The sequence below is a fragment of the Pseudomonas sp. R4-34-07 genome (assembly GCF_003852375.1).
Classification (GTDB): domain Bacteria; phylum Pseudomonadota; class Gammaproteobacteria; order Pseudomonadales; family Pseudomonadaceae; genus Aquipseudomonas.
The window spans coordinates 5474982-5496622 of record NZ_CP027760.1 but is presented as its reverse complement, the minus strand read 5'-3'; the positions used below and the strand labels follow the sequence as shown (position 1 = coordinate 5496622).

The 21641-nt window shown below is 59.9% G+C and carries 25 protein-coding genes and 1 riboswitch; of the genes, 7 read left to right on the top strand and 18 right to left on the bottom strand.

Annotation, left to right across the window (positions count from 1 at the left end):
- Positions 1-10: 10 nt before the first annotated feature.
- A riboswitch (S-adenosyl-L-homocysteine riboswitch) is annotated at positions 11-117 on the bottom strand.
- Positions 118-315: 198 nt separating this feature from the next.
- Positions 316-720 carry an acyl-CoA thioesterase gene (locus C4J85_RS25365; RefSeq protein ID WP_124364767.1) on the top strand — a complete coding sequence of 135 codons (405 nt, stop codon included), beginning with the start codon at positions 316-318 and terminating at the stop codon, positions 718-720.
- Positions 721-864: 144 nt separating this feature from the next.
- Positions 865-1755: a formate/nitrite transporter family protein gene (locus C4J85_RS25360; RefSeq protein WP_124410972.1), complete on the top strand. Its 891-nt coding sequence runs from the start codon at positions 865-867 to the stop codon at positions 1753-1755.
- Between the two features lie 18 nt (positions 1756-1773).
- Here C4J85_RS25360 and C4J85_RS25355 read toward each other — a convergent pair whose 3' ends face one another.
- Positions 1774-3099: a cation:dicarboxylate symporter family transporter gene (locus tag C4J85_RS25355; protein WP_256657829.1), complete on the bottom strand. Its 1326-nt coding sequence runs from the start codon at positions 3097-3099 to the stop codon at positions 1774-1776.
- Between the two features lie 34 nt (positions 3100-3133).
- Entirely contained in the window at positions 3134-3547 is a 414-nt protein-coding gene (locus tag C4J85_RS25350; RefSeq protein WP_124408392.1) for a VOC family protein, read from the bottom strand.
- Between the two features lie 91 nt (positions 3548-3638).
- Between C4J85_RS25350 and C4J85_RS25345 the strand changes: the two genes are divergently transcribed.
- On the top strand, positions 3639-4520 hold the full coding sequence (locus C4J85_RS25345; protein WP_124410971.1) for a LysR family transcriptional regulator: 882 nt from the start codon (positions 3639-3641) through the stop codon (positions 4518-4520).
- A 20-nt stretch (positions 4521-4540) separates the two neighbouring features.
- Here the strand turns inward: C4J85_RS25345 and C4J85_RS25340 are convergent, their stop codons facing one another.
- Complete coding sequence (locus C4J85_RS25340; RefSeq protein WP_124408391.1) at positions 4541-5776, bottom strand: sodium:proton antiporter; 1236 nt, start codon at positions 5774-5776, stop codon at positions 4541-4543.
- A gap of 188 nt (positions 5777-5964) precedes the next feature.
- On the opposite strand from C4J85_RS25340, the gene C4J85_RS25335 reads away from it, so the two are divergent.
- On the top strand, positions 5965-6351 hold the full coding sequence (locus tag C4J85_RS25335; RefSeq protein ID WP_124364762.1) for an MAPEG family protein: 387 nt from the start codon (positions 5965-5967) through the stop codon (positions 6349-6351).
- Positions 6352-6410: 59 nt separating this feature from the next.
- Here the strand turns inward: C4J85_RS25335 and C4J85_RS25330 are convergent, their stop codons facing one another.
- Genes C4J85_RS25330 through ubiE form a run of 9 tightly spaced genes read right to left on the bottom strand, consistent with a single transcriptional unit; the run spans position 6411 to position 12373 of the window.
- The gene (locus tag C4J85_RS25330; RefSeq protein ID WP_124364761.1) at positions 6411-7118 is read right to left on the bottom strand and encodes a 16S rRNA (uracil(1498)-N(3))-methyltransferase; all 708 of its coding nucleotides are present in this window, start codon (positions 7116-7118) and stop codon (positions 6411-6413) included.
- Entirely contained in the window at positions 7115-7906 is a 792-nt protein-coding gene (gene tatC, locus C4J85_RS25325; protein WP_124364760.1) for a twin-arginine translocase subunit TatC, read from the bottom strand. The genes C4J85_RS25330 and tatC overlap by 4 nt, the downstream gene beginning before the upstream one ends.
- On the bottom strand, positions 7903-8295 hold the full coding sequence (gene tatB / locus C4J85_RS25320; RefSeq protein ID WP_124410970.1) for a Sec-independent protein translocase protein TatB: 393 nt from the start codon (positions 8293-8295) through the stop codon (positions 7903-7905). The genes tatC and tatB overlap by 4 nt, the downstream gene beginning before the upstream one ends.
- A 10-nt stretch (positions 8296-8305) precedes the next feature.
- Positions 8306-8584 carry a twin-arginine translocase TatA/TatE family subunit gene (locus tag C4J85_RS25315; protein WP_124364758.1) on the bottom strand — a complete coding sequence of 93 codons (279 nt, stop codon included), beginning with the start codon at positions 8582-8584 and terminating at the stop codon, positions 8306-8308.
- A gap of 25 nt (positions 8585-8609) precedes the next feature.
- Positions 8610-8942 (bottom strand): phosphoribosyl-ATP diphosphatase, encoded by a 333-nt coding sequence (locus C4J85_RS25310; protein WP_124364757.1) that lies wholly within the window; start codon positions 8940-8942, stop codon positions 8610-8612.
- 2 nt (positions 8943-8944) lie between these two features.
- Complete coding sequence (gene hisI / locus C4J85_RS25305; RefSeq protein WP_065893709.1) at positions 8945-9337, bottom strand: phosphoribosyl-AMP cyclohydrolase; 393 nt, start codon at positions 9335-9337, stop codon at positions 8945-8947.
- A gap of 41 nt (positions 9338-9378) precedes the next feature.
- Entirely contained in the window at positions 9379-10983 is a 1605-nt protein-coding gene (ubiB, locus tag C4J85_RS25300; protein WP_124364756.1) for a ubiquinone biosynthesis regulatory protein kinase UbiB, read from the bottom strand.
- A complete protein-coding gene (locus C4J85_RS25295) occupies positions 10980-11603 on the bottom strand; it encodes an SCP2 domain-containing protein (protein ID WP_124410969.1) in 624 nt (207 codons plus the stop codon). The genes ubiB and C4J85_RS25295 overlap by 4 nt, the downstream gene beginning before the upstream one ends.
- Positions 11603-12373 (bottom strand): bifunctional demethylmenaquinone methyltransferase/2-methoxy-6-polyprenyl-1,4-benzoquinol methylase UbiE, encoded by a 771-nt coding sequence (gene ubiE, locus C4J85_RS25290; protein ID WP_003171186.1) that lies wholly within the window; start codon positions 12371-12373, stop codon positions 11603-11605. The genes C4J85_RS25295 and ubiE overlap by 1 nt, the downstream gene beginning before the upstream one ends.
- 144 nt (positions 12374-12517) lie before the next feature.
- On the opposite strand from ubiE, the gene C4J85_RS25285 reads away from it, so the two are divergent.
- From C4J85_RS25285 to C4J85_RS25275, 3 genes are all read left to right on the top strand, one after another.
- Entirely contained in the window at positions 12518-12793 is a 276-nt protein-coding gene (locus C4J85_RS25285; protein WP_124408389.1) for a polyhydroxyalkanoic acid system family protein, read from the top strand.
- Positions 12794-12898: 105 nt separating this feature from the next.
- Positions 12899-13321 (top strand): phasin family protein, encoded by a 423-nt coding sequence (locus tag C4J85_RS25280; RefSeq protein ID WP_124410968.1) that lies wholly within the window; start codon positions 12899-12901, stop codon positions 13319-13321.
- A gap of 12 nt (positions 13322-13333) precedes the next feature.
- Positions 13334-14212: a phasin family protein gene (locus C4J85_RS25275; RefSeq protein ID WP_124410967.1), complete on the top strand. Its 879-nt coding sequence runs from the start codon at positions 13334-13336 to the stop codon at positions 14210-14212.
- A 217-nt stretch (positions 14213-14429) separates the two neighbouring features.
- On the opposite strand, the gene C4J85_RS25270 is transcribed toward C4J85_RS25275, so the two are convergent.
- From C4J85_RS25270 to hslU, 6 genes are all read right to left on the bottom strand, one after another.
- Entirely contained in the window at positions 14430-15050 is a 621-nt protein-coding gene (locus C4J85_RS25270) for a TetR/AcrR family transcriptional regulator (protein ID WP_124410966.1), read from the bottom strand.
- A gap of 27 nt (positions 15051-15077) precedes the next feature.
- Positions 15078-16760: a class II poly(R)-hydroxyalkanoic acid synthase gene (phaC, locus tag C4J85_RS25265; protein ID WP_124410965.1), complete on the bottom strand. Its 1683-nt coding sequence runs from the start codon at positions 16758-16760 to the stop codon at positions 15078-15080.
- An 89-nt stretch (positions 16761-16849) separates the two neighbouring features.
- Positions 16850-17695, bottom strand: coding sequence for a poly(3-hydroxyalkanoate) depolymerase (gene phaZ / locus C4J85_RS25260; RefSeq protein ID WP_124368646.1), 846 nt, complete (start codon positions 17693-17695; stop codon positions 16850-16852).
- A gap of 149 nt (positions 17696-17844) precedes the next feature.
- Complete coding sequence (gene phaC, locus C4J85_RS25255) at positions 17845-19524, bottom strand: class II poly(R)-hydroxyalkanoic acid synthase (protein WP_124410964.1); 1680 nt, start codon at positions 19522-19524, stop codon at positions 17845-17847.
- 248 nt (positions 19525-19772) lie between these two features.
- Complete coding sequence (locus tag C4J85_RS25250) at positions 19773-20150, bottom strand: gamma-butyrobetaine hydroxylase-like domain-containing protein (protein WP_124410963.1); 378 nt, start codon at positions 20148-20150, stop codon at positions 19773-19775.
- 149 nt (positions 20151-20299) lie between these two features.
- Positions 20300-21637 (bottom strand): ATP-dependent protease ATPase subunit HslU, encoded by a 1338-nt coding sequence (gene hslU, locus C4J85_RS25245; RefSeq protein ID WP_124364746.1) that lies wholly within the window; start codon positions 21635-21637, stop codon positions 20300-20302.
- Between the last annotated feature and the right edge of the window lie 4 nt (positions 21638-21641).

Here is a 21641-nt window from a genome sequence, read left to right as displayed (position 1 = left end):
ATTCGTAGTGTGCGAATGGGCGCCGTTGTGCGTTTAGTATCAAGCCAGGTGAGCCAGGCCAGACAACGCCCCATCCGAGCCTGACAGGTTGAACCTGCTGCAGCGCCCCTCGGACAGGTGGCGGGAGAACGGTATCAACTGAAGATGACCGTTTTGAAGCGGAGGCGATTATAGCCGTGTACGCGGCACTTCCCAAGCCTTTCTGTCGGCGACATGAAGATCGCTCATGGGGTTGATAGGCAATGGCTCATAGAGCTTGGGCCCGGGCTCTGCCATGATATTGGCCATCATTGGGCAACACGCTTTGGAGTGACCATGAACTTCCACACCCGCAAATGGGTAAAACCCGAAGACCTCAACCCCAACGGCACCCTGTTCGGCGGCAGCCTGCTGCGCTGGATCGACGAAGAAGCGGCGATCTATGCGATCGTGCAATTGGGTAACCAGCGCGTGGTGACCAAGTACATCTCCGAAATCAACTTCGTCAGCGCCTCACGCCAGGGCGACATCATCGAACTGGGCATCACCGCAACCGAGTTCGGCCGCACCTCCATCACCCTGACCTGTGAAGTGCGTAACAAAATCACGCGCAAAAGCATCCTGACCGTGGAGAAAATGGTCTTCGTCAACCTCGGTGAAGACGGGCTGCCAGCGCCTCACGGCCGCACCGAAATCAAATACGTGAAGGATCAGTTCGAGGGCGACGGTCTTTCCGAGTAACAGCGTGGCGGTGTAAATACTGTCTTCAAGAATCCGATGGAGTTGGATCAAGGACTGGAAGATTGCGCTTTAGTTGCCTGGCCACTGAACAGCCACGGTGGCGGCGTGTCGTAGCTACACGCCCCCCTTGGACACCGGAACATCATGGCCACCGACGAAGCAGGCAAAACCCCCAACCTGTCCCACGAAGAGCAGCAGGACGTAGACAAGAACCAGCCGCCCCGCGCCGCGGTGCTGCATGAAATCATCCGTACCCAGGGCGACCAGGAGCTGGAGCGCAACGTCGCGGCATTGTGGTGGTCAGCCTTGGCTGCCGGGCTGACCATGGGGCTGTCGCTGATGGCCATGGGCTTGCTCAACTCGCGCTTGCCGGACGGCGAAGCGTTCAAGGTCATCGCCAGCTTTGGTTATTGCGCGGGGTTCCTGGCGGTGATCCTCGCGCGCCAGCAACTGTTTACCGAAAACACCCTCACTGCCGTGTTGCCGGTGATGAGCAAACCGACCCTGGCCAATGCCGGGCGCCTGTTGCGGCTCTGGACGGTGGTGCTGGTGGGCAACCTGTGCGGGACCTTGCTGGTGGCTTATGTGATGTTGCACCTGCCGATCTTCGATGCAAAGACCGACCTGGCCTTCCTCGAAATCGGGCGCAAGGTCATGGAGAATGACAGCGGCCAGATGTTCGCCAAGGGCATCGTCTCCGGCTGGATGATCGCCACCATGGTGTGGATGATCCCGTCGATGGAAAGCGCCAAGATGTTCATCATTATTGTGATCACCTACCTCATGGCGCTGGGGGACTTTACCCACATCGTAGTGGGTTCGGCGGAAGTGTCCTACCTGGTGTTTGCCGGCGAACTGTCCTGGCATGACTTCTGGCTGGTATTTGCCGGCCCGACCCTGGCCGGCAATATCATCGGTGGCAGCTTCATCTTTGCGCTGATCAGCCATGCGCAGATTCGTAGCGAAGGCAAGGTGCTTTCCGGGGCTCACGTCGGCGCAGCGGAGCAGCGTCCTCAAAGCAAGGAAAAGCAATGATGCAGCCCCGCACAAGGCTCAAATGCGAGCTTTGCGGGGCGTTCCGGGAACCTTCAGGCCTTGGTCCGGTACGTCGGCGAGATTGGCCGCAGGCGTGCTGTCAGGTGCCTTCAATTGGTCTTCCCACCGAGCAATTACCAGCGGCGCCAACGCGTTGCCCAGCACATTCAATGCCGTGACTGGCATATCCATCAGGCGATAAACGCCGGCAATGATCGCCACGCCCTCTACGGGAAGTCCCGCTGCAGTCAACGTCGCGGTAAGGATGATAAACATGAAGCCTGGCACGCCCGCTGCGCCCTTCGACGTCAACACCATGATCAATATCAGCATCCCCTGATCGGCCAGGCTCAAGTCGATGCCATACGCTTGGGCGATGAACAACGTGCCCAGTGCAGCGAACAGCGATGCGCCATCCAGGTTGAACGAGTAGCCCAACGGGATCACCATGCTGGTAATAGGGCGTGGCGCGCCGTAGCGCTCCATCTTCTCGATCAATTGAGGCATCACCGTCGCTGAGGCGGCACTGCTATAGGCCAGCAGTAATTCACTGCGTATTTCTCGCACCAAATGGAAAAAACCGACACCCACCAATCGAGCGACTGCACCCAATATGCACAGGGCAAATAACAGCACTGCGACATAAGTCGTGCCGATCAGCTTGGCCAACGGCAGCAGGGCACTGAGGCCAAAGCTGGCGACGGTGACCGCTATCAGCCCGAAAATGCCTATCGGCGAGTAGTGCATTACCAGATGGGTGACTTTGAACATGGTGTCTGAGACGCCCTGCATCACACTGATCAGAGGAGCCTTGCGCTGCTCAGGCAACATAGACAAGGCGCAGCCGAACAGGATGGCGAAAAACAGCACCGACAGTAGCTTGCCCTGCGACATGGCCAACACGATGTTATCCGGCACGATCGCCAATAGCGTCTGGCCCAGATTCTGCGTTGTACTGTTGGCAGCCAGCCCTGTTACGGGTGTTGGCAAAGTGCTGCCGAATTCCGCGCCCGAGCCGGGCGCGACGACATTACCCACAATCAGGCCGAAGACGATTGCAATACTGGTGATCGTGAAGAAATAAACGAGGGTCTTCACGCCGACACGTCCCAAGGCGGCGGGATTTCCCATGCCGGCAATGCCGACCGTCATGCAGGCGAAGACCAGCGGCACGACGATCATCTTCATCAGCTTGATAAACAGGTCGCCTGCCGGTTGCAGCAGGTTGTCAATGAACCAGGACTTATGTTCGGGAAACTGGTTAAGAAGGATACCGACGATTATTCCGGCTGCCAGGCCGATCATAATCCGGGTGACGAGGCTGGTTGGTTTTTTGGTGTTCATGCAGGTGACCCTTATTGTTGTAGTTGTCAGGGGTTTATTGAGCGAACAGTCCAGCGAAGTCCTTGAAGCCTTTCACTTCGATGGGATTGCCGCTGGGGTCGAGAAAAAACATCGTGCGCTGTTCGCCCGGTTCGCCGGCGAAACGAACCACCGGCGGGATCTCGAAGGGCATGCTCATTTGAGTGAGACGCTCGGCCAACACCAGCCACTCCTCCAGCGGTAACACCACACCGAGGTGCGGCATCAGCACATGATGCTCCCCCACCAGGCCGGTACGCGTCGTGGGGAAGGGCGTGCCCAGGTGCAGTGAAAGCTGGTTGCCGAAAAAATCGAAGTCGATCCAGGTCTCGCTGCTGCGGCCTTCTGCGCAGCCCAAAACATCTCGATAAAAAATGCGCGCCTTGTTTAAGTCATAAACATGGTATGCAGCGTGGAAGGGTCTGTTCATGAGCGGAATCTCTGTAGGGGGATCCTCAAATTAAACAGGCTGCGCATCCGCGTAAAACGGGTTCGCGTTGGTCTGAGCGAAAGGAAAATTTATGGATATTCGATTCCTGAGAAGCCTGGTCGCAGTCATTGAAACCGGCTCCATTGCTGCGGCGGCGCGACGCGAAAACCGTACCGCAGCGGCGATCAGCCAACGGGTCAAGGCGCTTGAGCGGACGCTGGGGTGCACGCTGCTTATGCGCACGGCGCATGCCGCGTGGCCGTCGGACCAGTGCCTGCTGCTGTTACCAAAAATTCAGGCAGTCATCGAGCAGGCGCGCGAGTTGCAGGAGGACCTGAGTCAGGATGGCTTATCGGGAGAGATCAAGATCGGCGCTATTTCAACGGCATTGACCGGCGTCTTGCCAAGAACGATCGAGCGACTGGCACTTTCAGCACCGGAGCTGAAGCTGAAGATCACACCGGGTGACTCCAGAAGCCTCTATGAGAGATTGCTTGCCCGCGAGTTGGACGCGGCGATTCTTGTCAGACAGCCGTTTGAGCCGCCCAAGGCGTTAGCGACCACCTTGCTGCGGGCCGAACCCCTGATTCTGATTGCTCCCGCTGAGTGTGACGCGCAGACCTTCGAAGCATTGCTGCGCGAGCGGCCATTCATTCGCTATGACGCCCGTTCGTGGGGTGGGCAGATTGCCCAGCGTTTTCTGGATGAACAGTCCTTTGCTCCGCAGGTATTGTGTGAGCTGGATGCCTTGGAAACCATCGTCATGCTGGTCGCCCAAGGCATGGGTGTATCACTGGTACCGCAGTGGTCGGGGATGTCGAGCCGTGGCCTATGTGTCTTGCCGGTCGACGACGCGTCGCGCTATTCGCGGGATCTGGTTGTCATGCACAGCTCGATGCCGCGCCGCCCACTGGCGATGCGGCACCTGCTTGAACATCTGTGCAGAGCGCCCGTAGGCAAACTTGTGGTGTAGAAATGTAAATGCTCAGGGGCTCACTGCGACTCGGCTACGCGCTTTACGACCCGGCCAATGGTCAAGCCTTGCAACAAGATCGACGACAGCACCACGATATAGGTGATGCTCAGCAACAAGTCGCGTTCCGGGCCCAGCGGCAATGCCAGGGCCAGTGCTACCGAGACGCCGCCGCGCAAACCGCCCCAGGTCAGGATGCGGATGGTGCCGCGCGGTACCGTGCGCCAGCGGCGCAGCAGGAGGATCGCCGGGGCCACGGTCAGCAGGCGTGACAGCAGGATCGCCACAGCGAGCAAACTGGCCGCCAATACGTGCAGCCAGTTGAACGGCAACAGCAGCAGTTCCATGCCGATCAATGCAAACAGCAGGGCGTTGAGCATGTCGTCGAGCAACTCCCAGAAACCATCCAGATAGCGCCGAGTCATGTCGTTCATCGCCAGCTTGCGGCCCAGGTTGCCGATGATCAGCCCGGCCACCACCATCGCAATCGGTGCCGAGACGTGCAGTTCAGTGGCCAGCGCCGAGCCGCCGATCACCAGCGCCAGGGTCAGCATGACTTCAATCTGGTGCTGCTCGATGCTCTTGATCATCAGGTACACGAGGTAACCGATCAGCCCACCGAACACCACACCGCCAATCGCCTCATGGGCGAACAGCATGGCCGTGGCGCCGACGGTCGGTGTTTCACCGAGCTGCGCGATGCCCAGCAGGACGGTGAACACCACCACTGCGGTGCCGTCGTTGAACAGCGATTCGCCGACGATCGTGGTTTTCAGTGGTTTCGAGGCGTTGGCGGTACGCAGCACGCCCAGTACCGCAATCGGGTCGGTCGGCGAGATCAGCGCGCCGAACAGCAGGCAATACAGGAAACTCACGTGCCAGCCGAACAGGGCGAAGATGTAGTACGCCAGGCTGCCGATCACCAGGGTAGCGATCAATACGCCAAAGGTCGCCAACAGGCCGATGGGCCAGCGGTAGCTGCGCAGGTCGCTCAAGTTGACGTGCAACGCGCCGGCGAACAGCAGGAACGAGAGCATCCAGTTCATCAGCAAATCGCCGAAGTCGATCTGGCCGATCAGTTGCTGGATGCGCTCTTCCAGGCCGGGGTAGCCGATGAAACTGAGGCCTTGCAGGATCAGCGAAAACAGCAGCGCAGTGACCATTACGCCGATGGTCGGCGGCAGGCCGATAAAACGAAAGTTCACATAGGTGAGCAGGGTGGTGAGGCAAATGAAGGCGGCGACAAGTTCAAGCATCCGGGGTCCTTGGGACGGGGAAATATAGGTGCACAGCGTGCGTCGGGACGTTGTTTAGTATAAACAGGTGCCCTTACAGGAAAGAACCTTTCGGCCGATCATGGCTCATAGCTTGAACGTCGGCGCAGATCGGCCTGTGAGTGATGACGCTCTGACTGCCTTGATAAAACCAAAAAAGGGAATGACTGATGACAGTGGCTTTCTGGTGTGTGTTGATCGCAATCTTTCTGCCGTACCTGTGTACCGGTGTGGCCAAGTTCAGCGGCGGCAAGTTCGGGCCGCGGCATAACCACGACCCGCGCGCGTTCCTGGACACGGTCGAAGGCGTTGCCAAGCGTGCCCACAATGCGCAACTCAACAGCTTTGAAGTCACCCCGGCCTTTGCGGCGGCGGTGATCATCGCGCACCTGGCCGGCACGGCCGAGCTGGTGACCATCAACGTGCTGGCGGTGCTGTTCATCACCAGCCGCCTGCTGTACATCATTTGCTACCTGGCGGACTGGGCGCTGTTGCGTTCGCTGGTGTGGGCCGTGGGGATGGCGTTGATCGCGAGTTTCTTCTTTGTCTCGATCTGACGGTTAACGCACATACCTTGTGGGCGCTGGCTTGACTGCGCTGTGCATAGGTTATTGGGTTAGAACAACCGGGCAAGCAGGGCAGTCACGGCGGTTTCCACCCGCAGGATACGTGCGCCAAGCTGCACCGGTTGCAAGCCGGCCTTGGTCAGCAGCTCGACTTCATAGGGAATCCAGCCGCCTTCCGGCCCAATCGCCAGGGTCACCGGTTCCTCCAGGCCGCGGGGGCAGGGCGGGTAGTCGCCGGGGTGGCCGATCAGGCCAAGCGTGCCCTCGGCCATGGCCGGCAGGCGGTCTTCAACGAACGGCTTGAAACGTTTCTCGATAATGATCTCGGGCAGTACCGTGTCCCGCGCCTGTTCCAGGCCAAGGATCAGTTGCTCGCGGACCGCCTGCGGTTCGAGGAACGGCGTTTGCCAAAAGCTTTTTTCCACCCGATAACTGTTGACCAGCACCACCTTCGGCACGCCCATGGCCGCAACGGTTTGCAGCACCCGGCGCAGCATCTTCGGGCGTGGCAGCGCCAGCAGCAGGGTCAGCGGCAGTTTGCTTGGCGGCGGTTGGTCGAAGCTGACCTGCAGCTCGGCCTCGCTGTCTTGCAGGCGCAGCAACTGCGCATTGCCCATCGCCCCGCCAATACGCCCGACCCGCAGGTTGTCACCCACCTCTGCGCGATGCACTTGCTGCATATGCACCAGGCGCCGATCACGCAGGATCACCCGGTCGGCCGCAATAAAATCGGCCTCTTCGAGCAGCAGCAGGTTCACGGCTGGGTCGCTGGCGGCTGGTCGTCGTCGGCAGCCTGATCATCCGGGTGTTCGCCACGCTTGCTGATCAAGCCGCTGAACAGGATGCCGATTTCGAACAACATCCACATCGGCACGGCCAGCAGGGTCTGGGAGAAGATGTCCGGCGGGGTAAGGATCATGCCGACCACGAAGCAGCCGATGATCACGTACGGGCGGATCTTCTTCAGGTACTTCACATTGACCACGCCGATCCACACCAGCAACACCACCGCCACCGGGATTTCGAAGGCCACGCCAAAGGCGAAGAACAGCGTCATCACGAAGTCGAGGTAGCTGGTGATGTCGGTCATCATCTCCACGCCGGCCGGGGTGGCGGCGGCGAAGAATTTGAAGATCAGCGGAAACACCAGGAAGTAGGCGAACGCCATGCCGGTGTAGAACAGCAGGATGCTCGACACCAGCAACGGCACGGCGATGCGCTTCTCATGCTTGTACAGCCCCGGCGCGATGAAGCCCCAGATCTGATGCAGGATCACCGGGATCGCCAGGAACAGCGAGACCATCATGGTCAGCTTCAACGGCGTCAGGAACGGCGATGACACGTCGGTGGCGATCATCGTCGCGCCCGCCGGCAAATACTGGCGCAGTGGCGTGGAGACGAAGGTATAGATCTGCTGGGTAAAGGCGAACAGCCCGGCAAAAATGATGAAGATGGCCGCTACGCAACGCAGCAGGCGGGTACGCAGCTCGGTGAGGTGCGAGACCAGCGGCATGTGCTGGTCGTTTTCCGGTTTATCAGCGCTCATGGGGCTCGCGGCGGCAATGTAGGGTCATGGGGCGCGGGCGACGCAACGGGCGTCGGCGCAGGCTCTGTCGGGGTGGGCGCGGTGGGGGCTGCTGGCGCGATGCTGTTTTCAACCACAGGTTCCGCAGGTTTGGCGGGTTCCTGCACCGGCGACAGAATCTTGCGCGTTTCCTGCTCCAACGACAGGATATGTTCGTTGTGCAGCTGCCGGCGGATCTCGTCGGCACCGATTTCCCGTTCAACTTCCTGTTTGATCGCGTTGAAACTGCGTTTCAGGCGCCCGATCCACAGGCCGGCCGTGCGTGCTGCACCGGGCAGGCGCTCCGGCCCCAATACCAGCAGGGCCACGAGGCCGACGAGCAGCAGTTCAGAGAAGCTGATACCAAACATTAGTCAGTGCTCACGAGTCTTTGCGGGTCGGCTCTTCGACTTTTTCAGCCTGCACGTCGAAGGTACGACGCTCGGTGATCGGCTGGGCGGCCTGAGGGTGCACCGGTTGGGCTGGCGGAACCGGATTCACCACCGGGTCGGCAGGTTTTTCGTCATCGTTCATGGCCTTGCGAAAGCCCTTGATCGACTCACCCACGTCGGTGCCGAGGTTTTTCAGTTTCTTGGTGCCGAACACCAATACCACTACCACCAGAATGACGATCCAGTGTTTCCAGTCGAAAATACCCATGCTGCAAATCCTCGATAAAAGTTATTCAGGCGGACGGGCGCGAGGCCTTCTCGGCGTGCCCGGACAGGCCGAAGCGACGGTCCAGTTCATCCAGCACGGCCTGTGGATGCTGCCCCAGTTGGGCGAGCATGACCAGGCTATGGAACCACAAGTCGGCGGTCTCATAGATGACATCGCTGCAATCGCCGCTGATCTGCGCATCCTTGGCGGCAATAATCGTCTCGACGGATTCTTCGCCGAGCTTTTCCAGGATCTTGTTCAGACCCTTGTGATACAGGCTGGCGACATAGGAGCTGTCGGCATCCGCGCCTTTGCGCTCTTCCAGCACCTGGGCCACACGGTTCAGGGTATCGCTCATGTTCAATGTCCTGCCGAATAGATGGCGTGCGGGTCTTTGAGTACCGGTTCCACCACCTTCCATTCGCCGTTCTCGAACACGCGATAGAAGCAACTGTGACGGCCGGTATGGCAGGCGATGCCGCCGATCTGCTCGACCTTGAGGATCACCACATCGGCGTCGCAGTCCAGGCGCAGCTCGTGCAGTGTTTGCACATGCCCGGACTCTTCGCCCTTGCGCCACAGTTTGCCACGCGAACGTGACCAGTAGATGGCGCGCTGCTCAGCGGCGGTGAGGCTCAGGGCCTCGCGGTTCATCCAGGCCATCATCAGCACGCGCCCGGTCTTGTAGTCCTGGGCAATGGCCGGCACCAGGCCGTCACTGTCCCACTTGATCTCGTCCAGCCAGTCTTTCATGTTCGGCTCCGGCAATTTGCGACAGTGTATAACCGGATGGGTTATCGACGCACGATCAGATAAACGCCCACGGCCACCATGATGCCGGCCGGCCACTGGCCCAGTTGATTCAACGGGCCACCAATCGCCAGCATGACCCCACCCACCAGATGCGCGGCACCGAGCAGGCGCAGGAACCAGTCGTCCTTGCGCTTGCGCCACGGCGGCTCGGGATCCTTGGCGTGCGGCTGGGACATGCGCTCCAGCAAATCGCGGGTCATGTTGGCCAGGTGCGGCAGCTGTTCCATCTGGCTGTGCAGGTTGCCCAGCATGGTTTTCGGGCTCATCCGCTCACGCATCCAGCGTTCCAGGAACGGCTGCGCGGTGTTCCACAGGTCGAGGTCCGGGTACAGCTGGCGGCCCAGCCCTTCGATGTTGAGCAAGGTTTTCTGCAGCAGCACCAACTGCGGCTGCACTTCCATATTGAAGCGCCGCGCGGTCTGGAACAGACGCATCAGCACCTGACCGAAGGAAATATCTTTTAACGGTTTTTCAAAGATTGGCTCGCACACGGTGCGGATCGCCGCTTCGAATTCGTTGAGCTTGGTTTCCGCCGGCACCCAGCCCGAGTCGATGTGCAACTGCGCCACGCGGCGGTAGTCACGCTTGAAAAAGGCGAACAGGTTGCGGGCCAGGTAGTCCTGGTCTTCCGGCGTGAGACTGCCGACGATGCCGCAGTCGATCGCTATGTATTGCGGGCTCCACGGGTTGACGGTGCTGACGAAGATATTGCCGGGGTGCATGTCGGCGTGGAAGAAACTGTCGCGGAACACCTGGGTGAAGAAAATCTCCACGCCGCGTTCGGCCAGCATCTTCATGTCGGTACGCTGGTCGGCCAGGGTGGCGAGGTCGGTGACCTGCACACCGTAGATGCGCTCCATCACCAGCACTTTGGGGCGGCACCAGTCCCAATACACTTGCGGCACATACAGCAGTTGCGAGCCTTCGAAATTGCGGCGCAGTTGGCTGGCGTTGGCGGCCTCGCGCAGCAGGTCGAGTTCGTCGTAGATGGTTTTTTCGTAGTCGGCTACTACATCCACCGGATGCAGCAGGCGCGCATCGGCAGAAAAACGCTCGGCGGCGCGGGCGAGAATGAACAGCCACGCCAGATCCTGGCCGATGATCGGCTTGAGGCCCGGGCGGATCACCTTCACCACCACTTCTTCGCCGCTCTTGAGCTGCGCGGCATGCACCTGCGCGACCGACGCTGACGCCAACGGCTCGACATCGAAGCGGCTGAACACCTCGGTGATCTTCTTGCCCAGCTGCTCTTCGATCAGCTTCATCGACACCTGCGAATCGAACGGCGGCACGCGGTCTTGCAGCAGCATCAATTCATCGGCGATGTCTTCGGGCAGCAGGTCGCGGCGCGTCGATAGGATCTGCCCGAACTTGATGAAGATCGGCCCCAGGTCCTGCAATGCCAGGCGCAGGCATGCGCCTCGGCTCAACTCCAGCTTTTTACGCGGCAACCAGCGCCACGGCAGCACATAGCGCACCGCCAGCAGGAACCATGGCAGGGGCAGGGCAAACAGCAGGTCATCGAGGCGGTAGCGGATTACGACGCGCTGGATACGAAACAAACGGCGGACGGCGAGCAGCTTCATGCGTTATCGCTTGGCTCAAGGGAACGGCTCAGGCGCTCGAAGCGGGCCTCGAGGCGTTCCAGGTCGATTTTGGCCTTGTCGAGCTCACGAAAGCGCGCTTGCGCTTCCCGTTGCCCGACCAGGGTGCGCGATTCTTCGCTCAGGTATTCGGCGAGGTTCTGGTTGAGGCTGGCGAACCCTTGCTGGTACCAGCGCGAACGGCTGCGCAGGTGACCGCTGATCAACTGGGTGGCGACGGGGCCGATCCAGCGTGACAGTTCGTATTCCCAGTCCAGCTCCAGGTCTTGCAGCACGGCGGCCAGGTCCATCAGCACCGCGCTGTCACCTTCCAGCGCCACTTCGGGGCTGTGCAGGATAGCGGTCTTGTTGCGGCTCAGCGCCAGGTGCAACAGGCTGGAGGCTGGCGCACGCAGGGTGCAGTCGGCCTCGGCGGCCCATTGCGTTGCGAGCAGCAGGCCTTCATCGCTGGGCAGGATAAACAGCTGCACGGCGGGGCTGCGGCAATCGACGGCGATGACTTTGCCGGTCAGGTGCGCAAGCCGCGCCAGGGCCGTGCTGTCCAGGCGCAAGACACGGTTGAGGCCGTGTTCGACGCTTGCCAGAAGACCTGCGAGCAACATCAGGGCTTGATACCGCGGTGCAGGGCGACGATGCCCGAGGTCATGTTGTGGTAGGTCACGCGGTCGAAACCGGCTTCCACCATCATCGACTTCAGGGTTTCCTGGTCGGGGTGCATGCGGATCGATTCGGCCAGGTAGCGGTAGCTCTCGGCGTCATTGGTGATCAGCTTGCCCATCAACGGCATGAAGGCGAACGAGTAGGTGTCGTACACCTTGGACATCAGCGCGTTGGTCGGCTTGGAGAACTCCAGCACCAACAGGCGGCCACCCGGCTTGAGCACGCGCAGCATCGAGCGGATCGCGTCTTCCTTGTGGGTGACGTTGCGCAGGCCGAAGGCGATGGTCACGCAATCGAAGTGGTTGTCGGGGAACGGCAGCTTTTCGGCGTCGGCCTGGACGAACTCGATATTGCCGGCCACGCCCTTGTCGAGCAGGCGGTCACGCCCAACCTTGAGCATCGAGCCGTTGATATCGGCCAATACTACCTGGCCGGTCGGGCCCACGAGCTTGGAAAACTTGGCCGCCAGGTCACCCGTACCGCCGGCGATGTCCAGCACGCGATTGCCGGTGCGTACGCCCGACAGTTCGATGGTGAAACGCTTCCACAGGCGGTGCATGCCGCCGGAGAGCACGTCGTTCATCAAGTCGTACTTGGCGGCTACGGAGTGGAACACCTCAGCGACTTTTTCCGCTTTCTGGCTTTCCGGGACGTTCTTGAAGCCGAAGTGAGTGGTGGGTTCGGCATCGCTGCCTTTGCGCTGATCAGTCATATCGCTGTCACCAAAAGAGAATGCGGGACATGATAATCCCCAGGGCCTGCTTTGTCTTGGCAAGGCTGAAGGTAAGATAGGTGCTTATCGAGACCTTTTGCCGCATCGAAGGTTTCCAGGCACTTATAGAGAGGAGTCATTGCAATGGCCCGTATTACCGTTGAACGTGAGCATACCCTGGGTAAAGAAGGCGCCCGGGCCAAGGCCGACCTGCTGGCGCAGAAACTCAAGGATAAATATGGCCTGGAGTCGTCATGGTCTGGCGATACCTTGAACCTCAAGCGGTCAGGCGTTAAAGGCACCGTTCTGGTCGCCGATGATTCATTGCGTATAGAGGTGGAACTGGGCCTGTTGATGTCGGCCATGAGCGGTACCCTCAAGACCGAAATCGAAAAAGCCGTGGATAAGGCCTTGGCCTGATGTGATGAAGCTTAGGGTGCCGATTCTAATTTTTCACCTTACTTTGTGCCCAAGCCCTCAACTCCTGCGGGCGGTTCCTCCACCCAATTTTGCGTGAGGTGCACCATGGCCAAAGTTATTTTGAAGAAAAAAATCGACAGTCAGACCACTGCCCTGAGTGAGGTCAAAGGCTATGTCCGCAAGATCTGGCTGGCGGGTCTTGGTGCCTACGCCAAGGTCGGCAGCGAGGGTGGCGAATACTTCAAAGAGCTCGTTAAGAGCGGTCAACGTGTTGAAAGTAAAAGCAAAAAAGTTGTGGTTGAACAACTTGATGCTGCCAACAGTCAGATTGACCAAGTAACGAGTAACGTCTCCAGCATCAGCCGCCGGGTTGAAGTGCAACTGGATAAAGTTGAAAAAGCTTTTGACACACGTGTTGCAAGTGCCTTGAATCGAATCGGCATTGCGTCTAAACATGACGTGGAGACACTCTCTGCTAAGCTCGAAGAGCTGACGGCATTGCTCGAACGTGTCGCGCGTAAACACTAAGGAGACATCGGGATGGCTGTTAAAAAAACTACTCAGAAAGAAAGCAGCTCGTGGGTCGGGGAAGTTGAAAAATATTCCCGAAAGATCTGGCTTGCTGGTTTAGGCGTGTACTCGAAGGTTAGCAGTGACGGTGGCAAATACTTCGAGACGCTGGTCAAGGACGGTGAAAAAGCCGAGAAGTTGACCAAGAGCACCGTTGGTAAAAAAGTTGATGCGGCCAAGGCCAGCGCAGGTTCTGCCAAGTCGAGCATTTCCGACACCTGGAGCAAGTTGGAAGAAACCTTCGACAAGCGTCTCAACAGTGCTATTTCGCGACTGGGCGTGCCGAGCAAAGCTGAACTGAAAACGCTGCACAGCAAGGTCGACACCCTGACCAAGCAAATCGAAAAACTCACCGGCGCGAAAGCGACTCCCGTGAAGGCGGCTGCTGCAAACCCTGTGGCCAAGCCTGCGGCTAAAACCGCTGCGGCCAAACCCGCTGCGAAAGCCGCGGCCAAGCCCTTGGTTAAAGCTGCCGCCAAACCTGCGGTGAAGGCTCCAGCCAAAGCGGCTGCAAAATCGGCCGCCAAGCCTGCGGCGAAAACTGCCGCTGCCAAGCCGGTCGCCAAGCCAGCCGCAAAACCCGTAGCCGCCAAAGCTGCCGCCAAACCTGCAGCCAAGGCCGTCGCGAAACCCGCCGCTAAGCCTGCAACTGCAAAACCCGCAGCCAAATCTGCCGCTGCCAAGCCTGCGGCAAAACCCGTTGCGAAGAAGCCAGCGGTAGCGAAAAAACCAGCGGCAGCCAAGCCTGCTGCGGCAACCGCTTCCACAGCCAACTCAGTGTCCGCACCGACCCCTGCTGCTGTGGCCCCGACTGCTACGTCGACGCCGACGCCATCCAGTCAGTCCTGAGTTTTTCCAGGACACAAAAAATGCCCGGCCTGCAGAGGTCGGGCATTTTTTATGGCGCTGCATTTTAAAGATCATTCCCACGCTCCCGCGTGGGAATGCGGCCGTGACGCTCTGCGTCACCTGTGCGCGCGGTTGGCGGACGCGGAGCGTCCCAAGAGGCATTCCCACGCGGAGCGTGGGAACGATCATCCCACGCTCCCGCGTGGGAACGATCTGTTCAGTCAGTGTTATCCAGGTATTTGAGCGCAAATCGCTCGGTCGCCTGCCGCGCCGTCGGCAGCAGATGCGGGGCCACCAGCATCATGATCTGGTAAATCACCACCTGCACCTCGCCATCACGGTCGAGAATCCGTTGGTAATCCAGGGAAAACAGCAAGGTCAGGGTGATCTGCTCCACCAGTTGCCCCAGCGCCTGGGTGTTGCTGACCAGTTGGCCGGCTGCTTTCAATCGCGCCAGTAACGAAGCCAGGGTGCGCTTGAGCGCCGTGAGCAGGCTACGAATGCCTTTCGCCAGCTTCGGCAAACGCCCGGCCAGGTTCGACAGGTCCTGGAACAGGAACCGGTAGTGGGCCATGCGCTCCACGATCAGGTGTAGGAACAACCAGTAATCCTCGGGCACAAGTTGCGCGTCGGCGGGCGGATCGAGCAAGGGCGCCAGCTCAGCCTGAAAGCGCTCGAACAACCCAAGCACCAAAGGCTCTTTGCCGTGGAAGTGGTAATAGAGATTGCCGGGGCTGATCCCCATTTCATTGGCCACTTCCATGGTCGACACGTTCGGCTCGCCCTTGTGATTGAACAACTGCAGGGCACACTCAAGGATACGGTCGCGGGTCTTCATCCAACCTTCTTAGTGGGATCGTTGAGCTCAGCGCACGCGCACGTAGGTACCTGGCGCCGCTTCCATCGGTGGGTAATTCTGGTTGCCCAGGGCGGTGAGGGTTTCGCGTTGCACGCCCGAACGTTGCTGGACCCACGCCAGCCACTGCGGCCACCAGCTGCCTTCGACGTGATGGGCGTCGTAGTACCAGGCGCGCGGGTCGCTGCTCAGCTTGGGGTTCTCGACGTAATTGGCCTTGGGGTTACCGGGCGGGTTGAGGATGCTCTGGATATGCCCGCTGTTGGACAGCACGAAACGCCGCTCACCGCCCAGCAGTTGGGTGGAGCGATACACGGCGTCCCATGGCGTGATGTGATCGTTGATGCCGGCCACGCTGAAGCTGTCTACCGTGACCTTCTGCAGGTCGACGGGGGTACCGCACACCTCCAGGCCCCCTGGATGGCTCAGCGGGTTGTGCTTGAAGAAATCCAGCAGGTCGCCATGCAACGCAGCGGGCAGGCGCGTGTTGTCGTTGTTCCAGTACAGGATGTCGAAGGCCGGCGGTTCTTTGCCCAGCAAGTAGTTGTTGACCCAATAGTTCCAGATCAGGTCATTGGGGCGCATCCAGGCGAACACCTTGGCCATGTCGCGGCCGTCCAGCACGCCTTTCTGGTAGGAGCGACGCTTGGCGGCTTCAAGGGTTTGCTCGTCGGCGAACAACACGGCCGGGCTGTCGATCTGGCTGTCCAGCAAACTCACCAGATAACTGGCGCTGGCGACGCGCCGCAGCTGGCGCTTGGCTTGCAGGTGGCCTTGCAGAGCCGCAATGGTCAGGCCTCCCGCGCAGGCACCCATCAGGTTGACCTCCCGCGCGCCGGTGATCGCGCGGCAGACGTTGAGCGCTTCCTCCAGCGCAGCAACGTAGGTGGACAGGCCCCACTCGCGATGGCGCACATCCGGGTTACGCCAACTGACCATGAAGGTCTGCAGGCCGTTTTTCAGGGCGTATTGCACGAAGCTGTTGGCCGGGCTGAGGTCGAATATGTAGTACTTGTTGATTTGCGGCGGCACCACGAGCAAGGGCTTGGCGTATTGTTTTTCGCTCATGGGCTTGTACTGGATCAGCTCCAGCAGTTCGTTGCGAAACACCACTGAGCCCGGGGTGGTGGCAACGGTCTTGCCCACTTCGAAGGCGTGCTTGCTGACCTGGCGCGGCAGCCCGTTGTTGTGCAGCAGGTCTTCGAACAAGTGACTCACGCCGCGCACCACACTGTTGCCGCCGGAATTGAGCAGTTCCTTGATCGCCAGCGGGTTGAGCAGGGTGTTGGACGGGGAGACGGCATCGTTGAGCAGGGTGAGGGCGAACTGCGCGCGAATGCGGTCATCCGCGCTGAGGGCGCTGTCATCAATCCAGTTGCGCGTCTGTTTTTGCCAGCTCAAGTAGGCCTGCAGGCTGCGCCGGTACAGGGGGTTGAGCTTCCAGGTGGGGTCGCTGAAGCGGTTGTCGTTGGGGTTGGGTTCATGCACCGTTTCACCCAGCAACACCCGGCCCAGTTGGCTGCCCAGGGCCAGGGCGTGGCGTGCGGTGTGCATCGGGTTGCGCAGGCCATGTGCCGCGACGGTGCGCAGGGTCGACAGCAGATCCTGGCCGCGCAACCCGGTGATCGCATTTTGCGCGTTGATGAACGCAGCAGGGGTAGGCGCCGGGTTCGTCACGGGTCTTTCTCGCATGAGCCAACACTCCTTCGTCAAGCCATCAAGAGGCACGCCAATTCAGAACCATAGTCGGTTCCTGGCAAGTTGCGCGGTGGTGCGATCCTTCACACCGCCGGGCGCGGATGTATCACGGCGCGCAGGCGCTCCTCCTCGAGAAATTTCATGATGATCGGCGCCACGGCTTCCGCCCGGGTGATCAGGAATAAATGGCCGTCATCGATGATGTGCAACTGCGCATTGGGGATGCGCCAGGCGAGCAGGCGCATGTTGATCAGCGGGATCAGCGGGTCGTCGTCCCCGGCCAATACCAGGGTGGGCTGGCGGATCTTGTGCAGCCAGTGAATGCTGGTCCAGCCCAGCCCCGCGAACAGTTGCCAGTAGTAGCCCAGCTTGCCGGCCGAGCGCACTTTGCTGGCATGTTCGGCGGCCAGCTTGGCGTCGCGGCGAAACGAGCCGCCATAAATCATCGGCGCAATACGCACCACATGGGACGGCTGGATATAACGCCTGGGGCTGGCCATCAGCCACAACACTTTCGGCTTGCCCGGCACCATCACCGCGCCCGCCGCCGTGGCCGCCAGGATCAGTTTTTTGCAACGTTCCGGGTAGTCATAGGCAAACTGCTGCGCCAGCGCTCCGCCCCACGACACGCCCACTGCGTTCACCTGGCCATAGTCCAGGTAATCGAGCATGCGCGCCGTCAGCTTGGCCAAGCCGGGGAAGCGATAGGGCCGGTTGGGCGTGGAGGAACCGCCTACGCCCGGCACGTCGAAGGCGATCACCTCCAGGTCCGGGTCCAGGGCCTGCACGAACGGAAACACCAACTCCAGGTTGGCGCCGATGCCGTTGAAGATCAGCAGCGGCGTCAAGTGCGGCTTGCCCGGTCGTACCGCCGTGCGGATGGCTTGGCCATCCAGGTCGATAGTGCGGAAGATGAACGGTTGCGGCATGCTCAAGCCCTGTGAAGTATTACAGGAGAAATGGGGTCAAAATGTGGGAGGGGGCTTGCTCCCGATGGCGGTGTGTCAGTCAGCACACCTGACACTGATCCATCTCTATCGGGAGCAAGCCCCCTCCCACATTTGGATCTCATTCCAATCTACCGCTCATGTACATAGGTGCCTGGCGCCGCTTCGGCGGCAGCATAGGTCTTACTGCCTAATGTCGTAGGCGCTTTTTTCAACTTACCTGCCCGCTCCGCCTGCCACACCTGCCAGTGCAGCCACCACGAATCAGTATGCTTGGTCGCGTTTTCCTGCCACTCCAGCGCAGTGCCTGCCAACCCCTCGCTGGTCTGGTAGCGCGACTTGGGGTTGCCCGGCGGATTGAGGATGCTCTGGATATGCCCGCTGCTGGACAGCACGAACTCCACCTTGCCGCCAAACAATTGCGCCGACTTGTAGCAGGACTGCCAAGGCGTGATGTGGTCATTGGTGCCCGCCAGTGAATAGATATCGGCCGTGACTTGCTTGAGGTCGATGGGCGTACCGCACACTTCCAGGGCGTTGGCGCGCACCAGCGGGTTGTTCTTGAACAGCTCGATCAGGTCGCCATGGAAGGCGGCCGGCAGGCGCGTGGTGTCATTGTTCCAGAACAGAATGTCGAACACCGGCGGCTCGTTGCCGAGCAGGTAATTGTTGACCCAGTAGTTCCAGATCAAGTCGTTGGGCCGCATCCACGCGAATACCTTGGCCATGTCGCGGCCTTCAAGCACGCCGGCCTGATAGGAATGGCGCTTTGCCGCTTCCAGCGTCTGTTCATCGACGAACAGCGCCACCTGGGTGTCCAGCGTGGTGTCCAGCACACTCACCAGCAGGGTCAGGGCGTTGACCTTCTTCTCGCCCAGCGCCGCGTAGTGGCCCAGCAGCGCGGTGCAGGTGATGCCGCCGGAGCAGGCGCCCAGCATGTTCACGTCCTCGCTGCCGGTAATCGCCCTGATCACATCCACCGCTTCCTTGAGCGCCTCGATATAGGTCGACAGGCCCCATTCGCGCTGGGCCTTGGTCGGGTTGCGCCAACTGACGATAAAGGTCTGCTGCCCATTGCGCAGGCAGAAACGCGCCAGGCTCTTCTCCGGGCTCAGGTCGAATACATAGAATTTGTTGATCTGCGGCGGCACCACCAGCAGCGGGCGTTCGTGCACCTGCTCGGTGGTCGGCTTGTACTGGATCAGTTCCAGCACATCATTGCGAAATACCACTGCGCCGTCGGTGATGGCGAGGGTCTTGCCCACTTCGAAGGCGCCCATGTTGACCTGGCTCGGCATGCCGCCGTTGTGCACCATGTCCTTTGCCAGGTGGGACAGGCCGTCGAGCAGGCTTTTGCCACCGGTTTCAAAGAAGCGTTTGACCGCCGCCGGGTTGGCTGCGCTGTTGGTGGGGGCCATGGCTTCGGTCATCAGGTTGATCACGAAGTGGCCACGGCTGATGTCCTGTTCCGACAGATTGCTGTCGCCGATCCAGTCGTGCAGTTCCTTGCGCCACGCCAGGTAAGTCTGCAGGTAGCGCTTGTAGAGCGGGTTCTGGCTCCAGGCCGGGTCGTGGAAGCGGCGGTCGTCGCTTTCCGGCACCAGCGCCGATTTGCCGAACATCACGTTCTTGAGCTCCACCCCAAAATGGGCGACATGTTTGACGCTGTGTAACGGTTGCTTGATGGCTTGGGTCAGCACCATCTTCGCCGAGGCCAATAGATCCTTTTTGCGTAACGCGATGATCGGGTTCAACCCCAGGGTGTTTTCCGAGGCCTGGCGTTTCAAGTCATCGTTATTCTTGTTACTCATCTACGACGCTCCATTGTCCGAAAGACGAGTACCGGCGATTGCTGCGCACCCATTTCGATACACGACACCAGCCTGGTACTGCGACTCGGGTGACCGTTGATACCGCATCGTCAAATGCAGGGAACTTGCCAGTTCCATTGGTTACCCGAGTTTAATTTTTTTCGCAAGCGGGCCAATCGTTGGCCGCCAGACAGGGCATTCAAGCAGATGAAATTAGAAAATGCCCTCTAAAGAGCAAGAAGCCTGGGCTAGAGCATCAGGCGCACGACCGACTGACTCGGGTCGCGGGTTTTTCCGGCAGCTTTCAGTTCGGCCAGGTAATCCGCCCACAGCGCGTCCTGACGCACGGCCAGTTGATACAGGTAGTCCCAGGTGAACAGCCCGCTGTCATGGCCGTCGTCGAAGGTCAATTTCAGTGCGTACTGGCCGGCCGGTTCCAGCTTGATCAACTTAACGTTGAGCTTGCCGAATTGCAGGATGGGTTTGCCGTGGCCCTGGACCTCGGCGGAGGGTGAGTGCACGCGCAGGAATTCGGCGGGCAACTGGTAAGCCTCGTCGGGGCCGTAGGTGAGGCCGAGGGTGTTGGAGGTTTTGTGCAGGTTTACAGCAGTAGGAAACTTGGCCATATGAGGTACTCCTGAATAAACCGGCTTAACAATGTGGGAGGGGGCTTGCTCCCGATAGCGGTGGATCAGTCAGCTTATCTGTAGCTGACCCACTGCAATCGGGGGCAAGCCCCCTCCCACATTTGAAGCAAAGCAGTTCTGTGTGAGGCTTACAGGATATACCGCGACAAGTCTTCGTTCTGCGCCAATTCGCCCAGGTGGCTGTTGACGTAATCCGCGTCGATCTTGATCGCCACGCCATTCTGCAAACCTGCCATGTCCCCGGCGCTGAACGACACTTCTTCAAGCAGGCGCTCAAGCAGCGTGTGCAGACGCCGCGCACCGATATTCTCGGTCTTCTCGTTGACCTGCCAGGCAATCTCCGCCAGGCGCTTGATTCCGTCTGCCTGGAATTCGATCCCCAGGCCTTCGGTTTTCAGCAGCTCACGGTACTGCTCGGTCAACGACGCATGCGGCTCGCTGAGGATGCGCTCGAAGTCGCCCGGAGTGAGCGCCTTGAGTTCCACGCGGATCGGCAGGCGACCTTGCAGCTCCGGCACCAGGTCGCTTGGCTTGCTCAGGTGGAACGCACCGGAGGCGATAAACAGGATGTGGTCGGTCTTGACCATGCCCAGCTTGGTGTTCACCGTGCAGCCTTCGATCAGCGGCAACAGGTCGCGCTGTACGCCTTCGCGAGACACATCGACACCACCGGAGTTGCCGCGCTTGGCGACTTTGTCGATCTCATCGATAAACACAATGCCGTGTTGCTCGACCGCTTCCAGGGCCTTGGCCTTGAGTTCTTCTTCATTCACCAGGCGCCCGGCTTCTTCGTCGCGCACCAGTTTCAGCGCTTCCTTCACCTTGAGCTTGCGGCTTTTCTTCTTGCCCTTGCCCATATTGGCGAACAGGTTCTGCAACTGGCTGGTCATTTCTTCCATGCCCGGTGGCGCGGAGATATCGACGCCGGACACCTCGGCCACTTCAATCTCGATTTCCTTGTCGTCCAGCTGGCCTTCACGCAGGCGCTTGCGAAACAGCTGACGGGTGTTGGAGTCCGACGACGGCGCGGCGTCTTCGTTGAAACCCATGCGTGCCGGTGGCAGCAAGGCATCGAGGATGCGTTCTTCGGCGGCGTCTTCGGCGCGGTGGCTGACCTTGGTCACTTCCTGCTCGCGCAGCATTTTCAAGGCGGCGTCGGCCAGGTCGCGAATGATCGATTCGACGTCGCGGCCCACATAGCCCACTTCGGTGAACTTGGTGGCTTCGACCTTGATGAACGGCGCATTGGCCAACTTGGCCAGACGCCTGGCGATCTCGGTTTTACCAACACCGGTCGGGCCGATCATCAGGATGTTCTTTGGCGTTACTTCAACGCGCAACTCTTCGGGCAGTTGCATCCGGCGCCAGCGGTTACGCAGCGCAATGGCAACGGCGCGCTTGGCATCGTCCTGGCCGATGATATGGCGATTGAGTTCATGGACGATTTCGCGGGGAGTCATGGACATAGTG

What these genes read in the sequence shown, in the direction of transcription:
- hisI (WP_065893709.1), bottom strand. Translation starts at nt 9,337, where the DNA reads ATGAAAGACTGGCTGGACGAGATCAAGTGGGACAGTGACGGCCTGGTG.
- C4J85_RS25350 (WP_124408392.1), bottom strand. Translation starts at nt 3,547, where the DNA reads ATGAACAGACCCTTCCACGCTGCATACCATGTTTATGACTTAAACAAG.
- C4J85_RS25360 (WP_124410972.1), top strand. Translation starts at nt 865, where the DNA reads ATGGCCACCGACGAAGCAGGCAAAACCCCCAACCTGTCCCACGAAGAG.
- C4J85_RS25355 (WP_256657829.1), bottom strand. Translation starts at nt 3,099, where the DNA reads ATGAACACCAAAAAACCAACCAGCCTCGTCACCCGGATTATGATCGGC.
- C4J85_RS25275 (WP_124410967.1), top strand. Translation starts at nt 13,334, where the DNA reads ATGGCTGTTAAAAAAACTACTCAGAAAGAAAGCAGCTCGTGGGTCGGG.
- C4J85_RS25365 (WP_124364767.1), top strand. Translation starts at nt 316, where the DNA reads ATGAACTTCCACACCCGCAAATGGGTAAAACCCGAAGACCTCAACCCC.
- phaC (WP_124410964.1), bottom strand. Translation starts at nt 19,524, where the DNA reads ATGAGTAACAAGAATAACGATGACTTGAAACGCCAGGCCTCGGAAAAC.
- C4J85_RS25295 (WP_124410969.1), bottom strand. Translation starts at nt 11,603, where the DNA reads ATGTTGCTCGCAGGTCTTCTGGCAAGCGTCGAACACGGCCTCAACCGT.
- phaC (WP_124410965.1), bottom strand. Translation starts at nt 16,760, where the DNA reads ATGCGAGAAAGACCCGTGACGAACCCGGCGCCTACCCCTGCTGCGTTC.
- C4J85_RS25270 (WP_124410966.1), bottom strand. Translation starts at nt 15,050, where the DNA reads ATGAAGACCCGCGACCGTATCCTTGAGTGTGCCCTGCAGTTGTTCAAT.
- C4J85_RS25250 (WP_124410963.1), bottom strand. Translation starts at nt 20,150, where the DNA reads ATGGCCAAGTTTCCTACTGCTGTAAACCTGCACAAAACCTCCAACACC.
- phaZ (WP_124368646.1), bottom strand. Translation starts at nt 17,695, where the DNA reads ATGCCGCAACCGTTCATCTTCCGCACTATCGACCTGGATGGCCAAGCC.
- C4J85_RS25335 (WP_124364762.1), top strand. Translation starts at nt 5,965, where the DNA reads ATGACAGTGGCTTTCTGGTGTGTGTTGATCGCAATCTTTCTGCCGTAC.
- C4J85_RS25315 (WP_124364758.1), bottom strand. Translation starts at nt 8,584, where the DNA reads ATGGGTATTTTCGACTGGAAACACTGGATCGTCATTCTGGTGGTAGTG.
- C4J85_RS25345 (WP_124410971.1), top strand. Translation starts at nt 3,639, where the DNA reads ATGGATATTCGATTCCTGAGAAGCCTGGTCGCAGTCATTGAAACCGGC.
- ubiB (WP_124364756.1), bottom strand. Translation starts at nt 10,983, where the DNA reads ATGAAGCTGCTCGCCGTCCGCCGTTTGTTTCGTATCCAGCGCGTCGTA.
- ubiE (WP_003171186.1), bottom strand. Translation starts at nt 12,373, where the DNA reads ATGACTGATCAGCGCAAAGGCAGCGATGCCGAACCCACCACTCACTTC.
- C4J85_RS25280 (WP_124410968.1), top strand. Translation starts at nt 12,899, where the DNA reads ATGGCCAAAGTTATTTTGAAGAAAAAAATCGACAGTCAGACCACTGCC.
- C4J85_RS25285 (WP_124408389.1), top strand. Translation starts at nt 12,518, where the DNA reads ATGGCCCGTATTACCGTTGAACGTGAGCATACCCTGGGTAAAGAAGGC.
- C4J85_RS25310 (WP_124364757.1), bottom strand. Translation starts at nt 8,942, where the DNA reads ATGAGCGATACCCTGAACCGTGTGGCCCAGGTGCTGGAAGAGCGCAAA.
- hslU (WP_124364746.1), bottom strand. Translation starts at nt 21,637, where the DNA reads ATGTCCATGACTCCCCGCGAAATCGTCCATGAACTCAATCGCCATATC.
- tatC (WP_124364760.1), bottom strand. Translation starts at nt 7,906, where the DNA reads ATGAGCGCTGATAAACCGGAAAACGACCAGCACATGCCGCTGGTCTCG.
- C4J85_RS25340 (WP_124408391.1), bottom strand. Translation starts at nt 5,776, where the DNA reads ATGCTTGAACTTGTCGCCGCCTTCATTTGCCTCACCACCCTGCTCACC.
- tatB (WP_124410970.1), bottom strand. Translation starts at nt 8,295, where the DNA reads ATGTTTGGTATCAGCTTCTCTGAACTGCTGCTCGTCGGCCTCGTGGCC.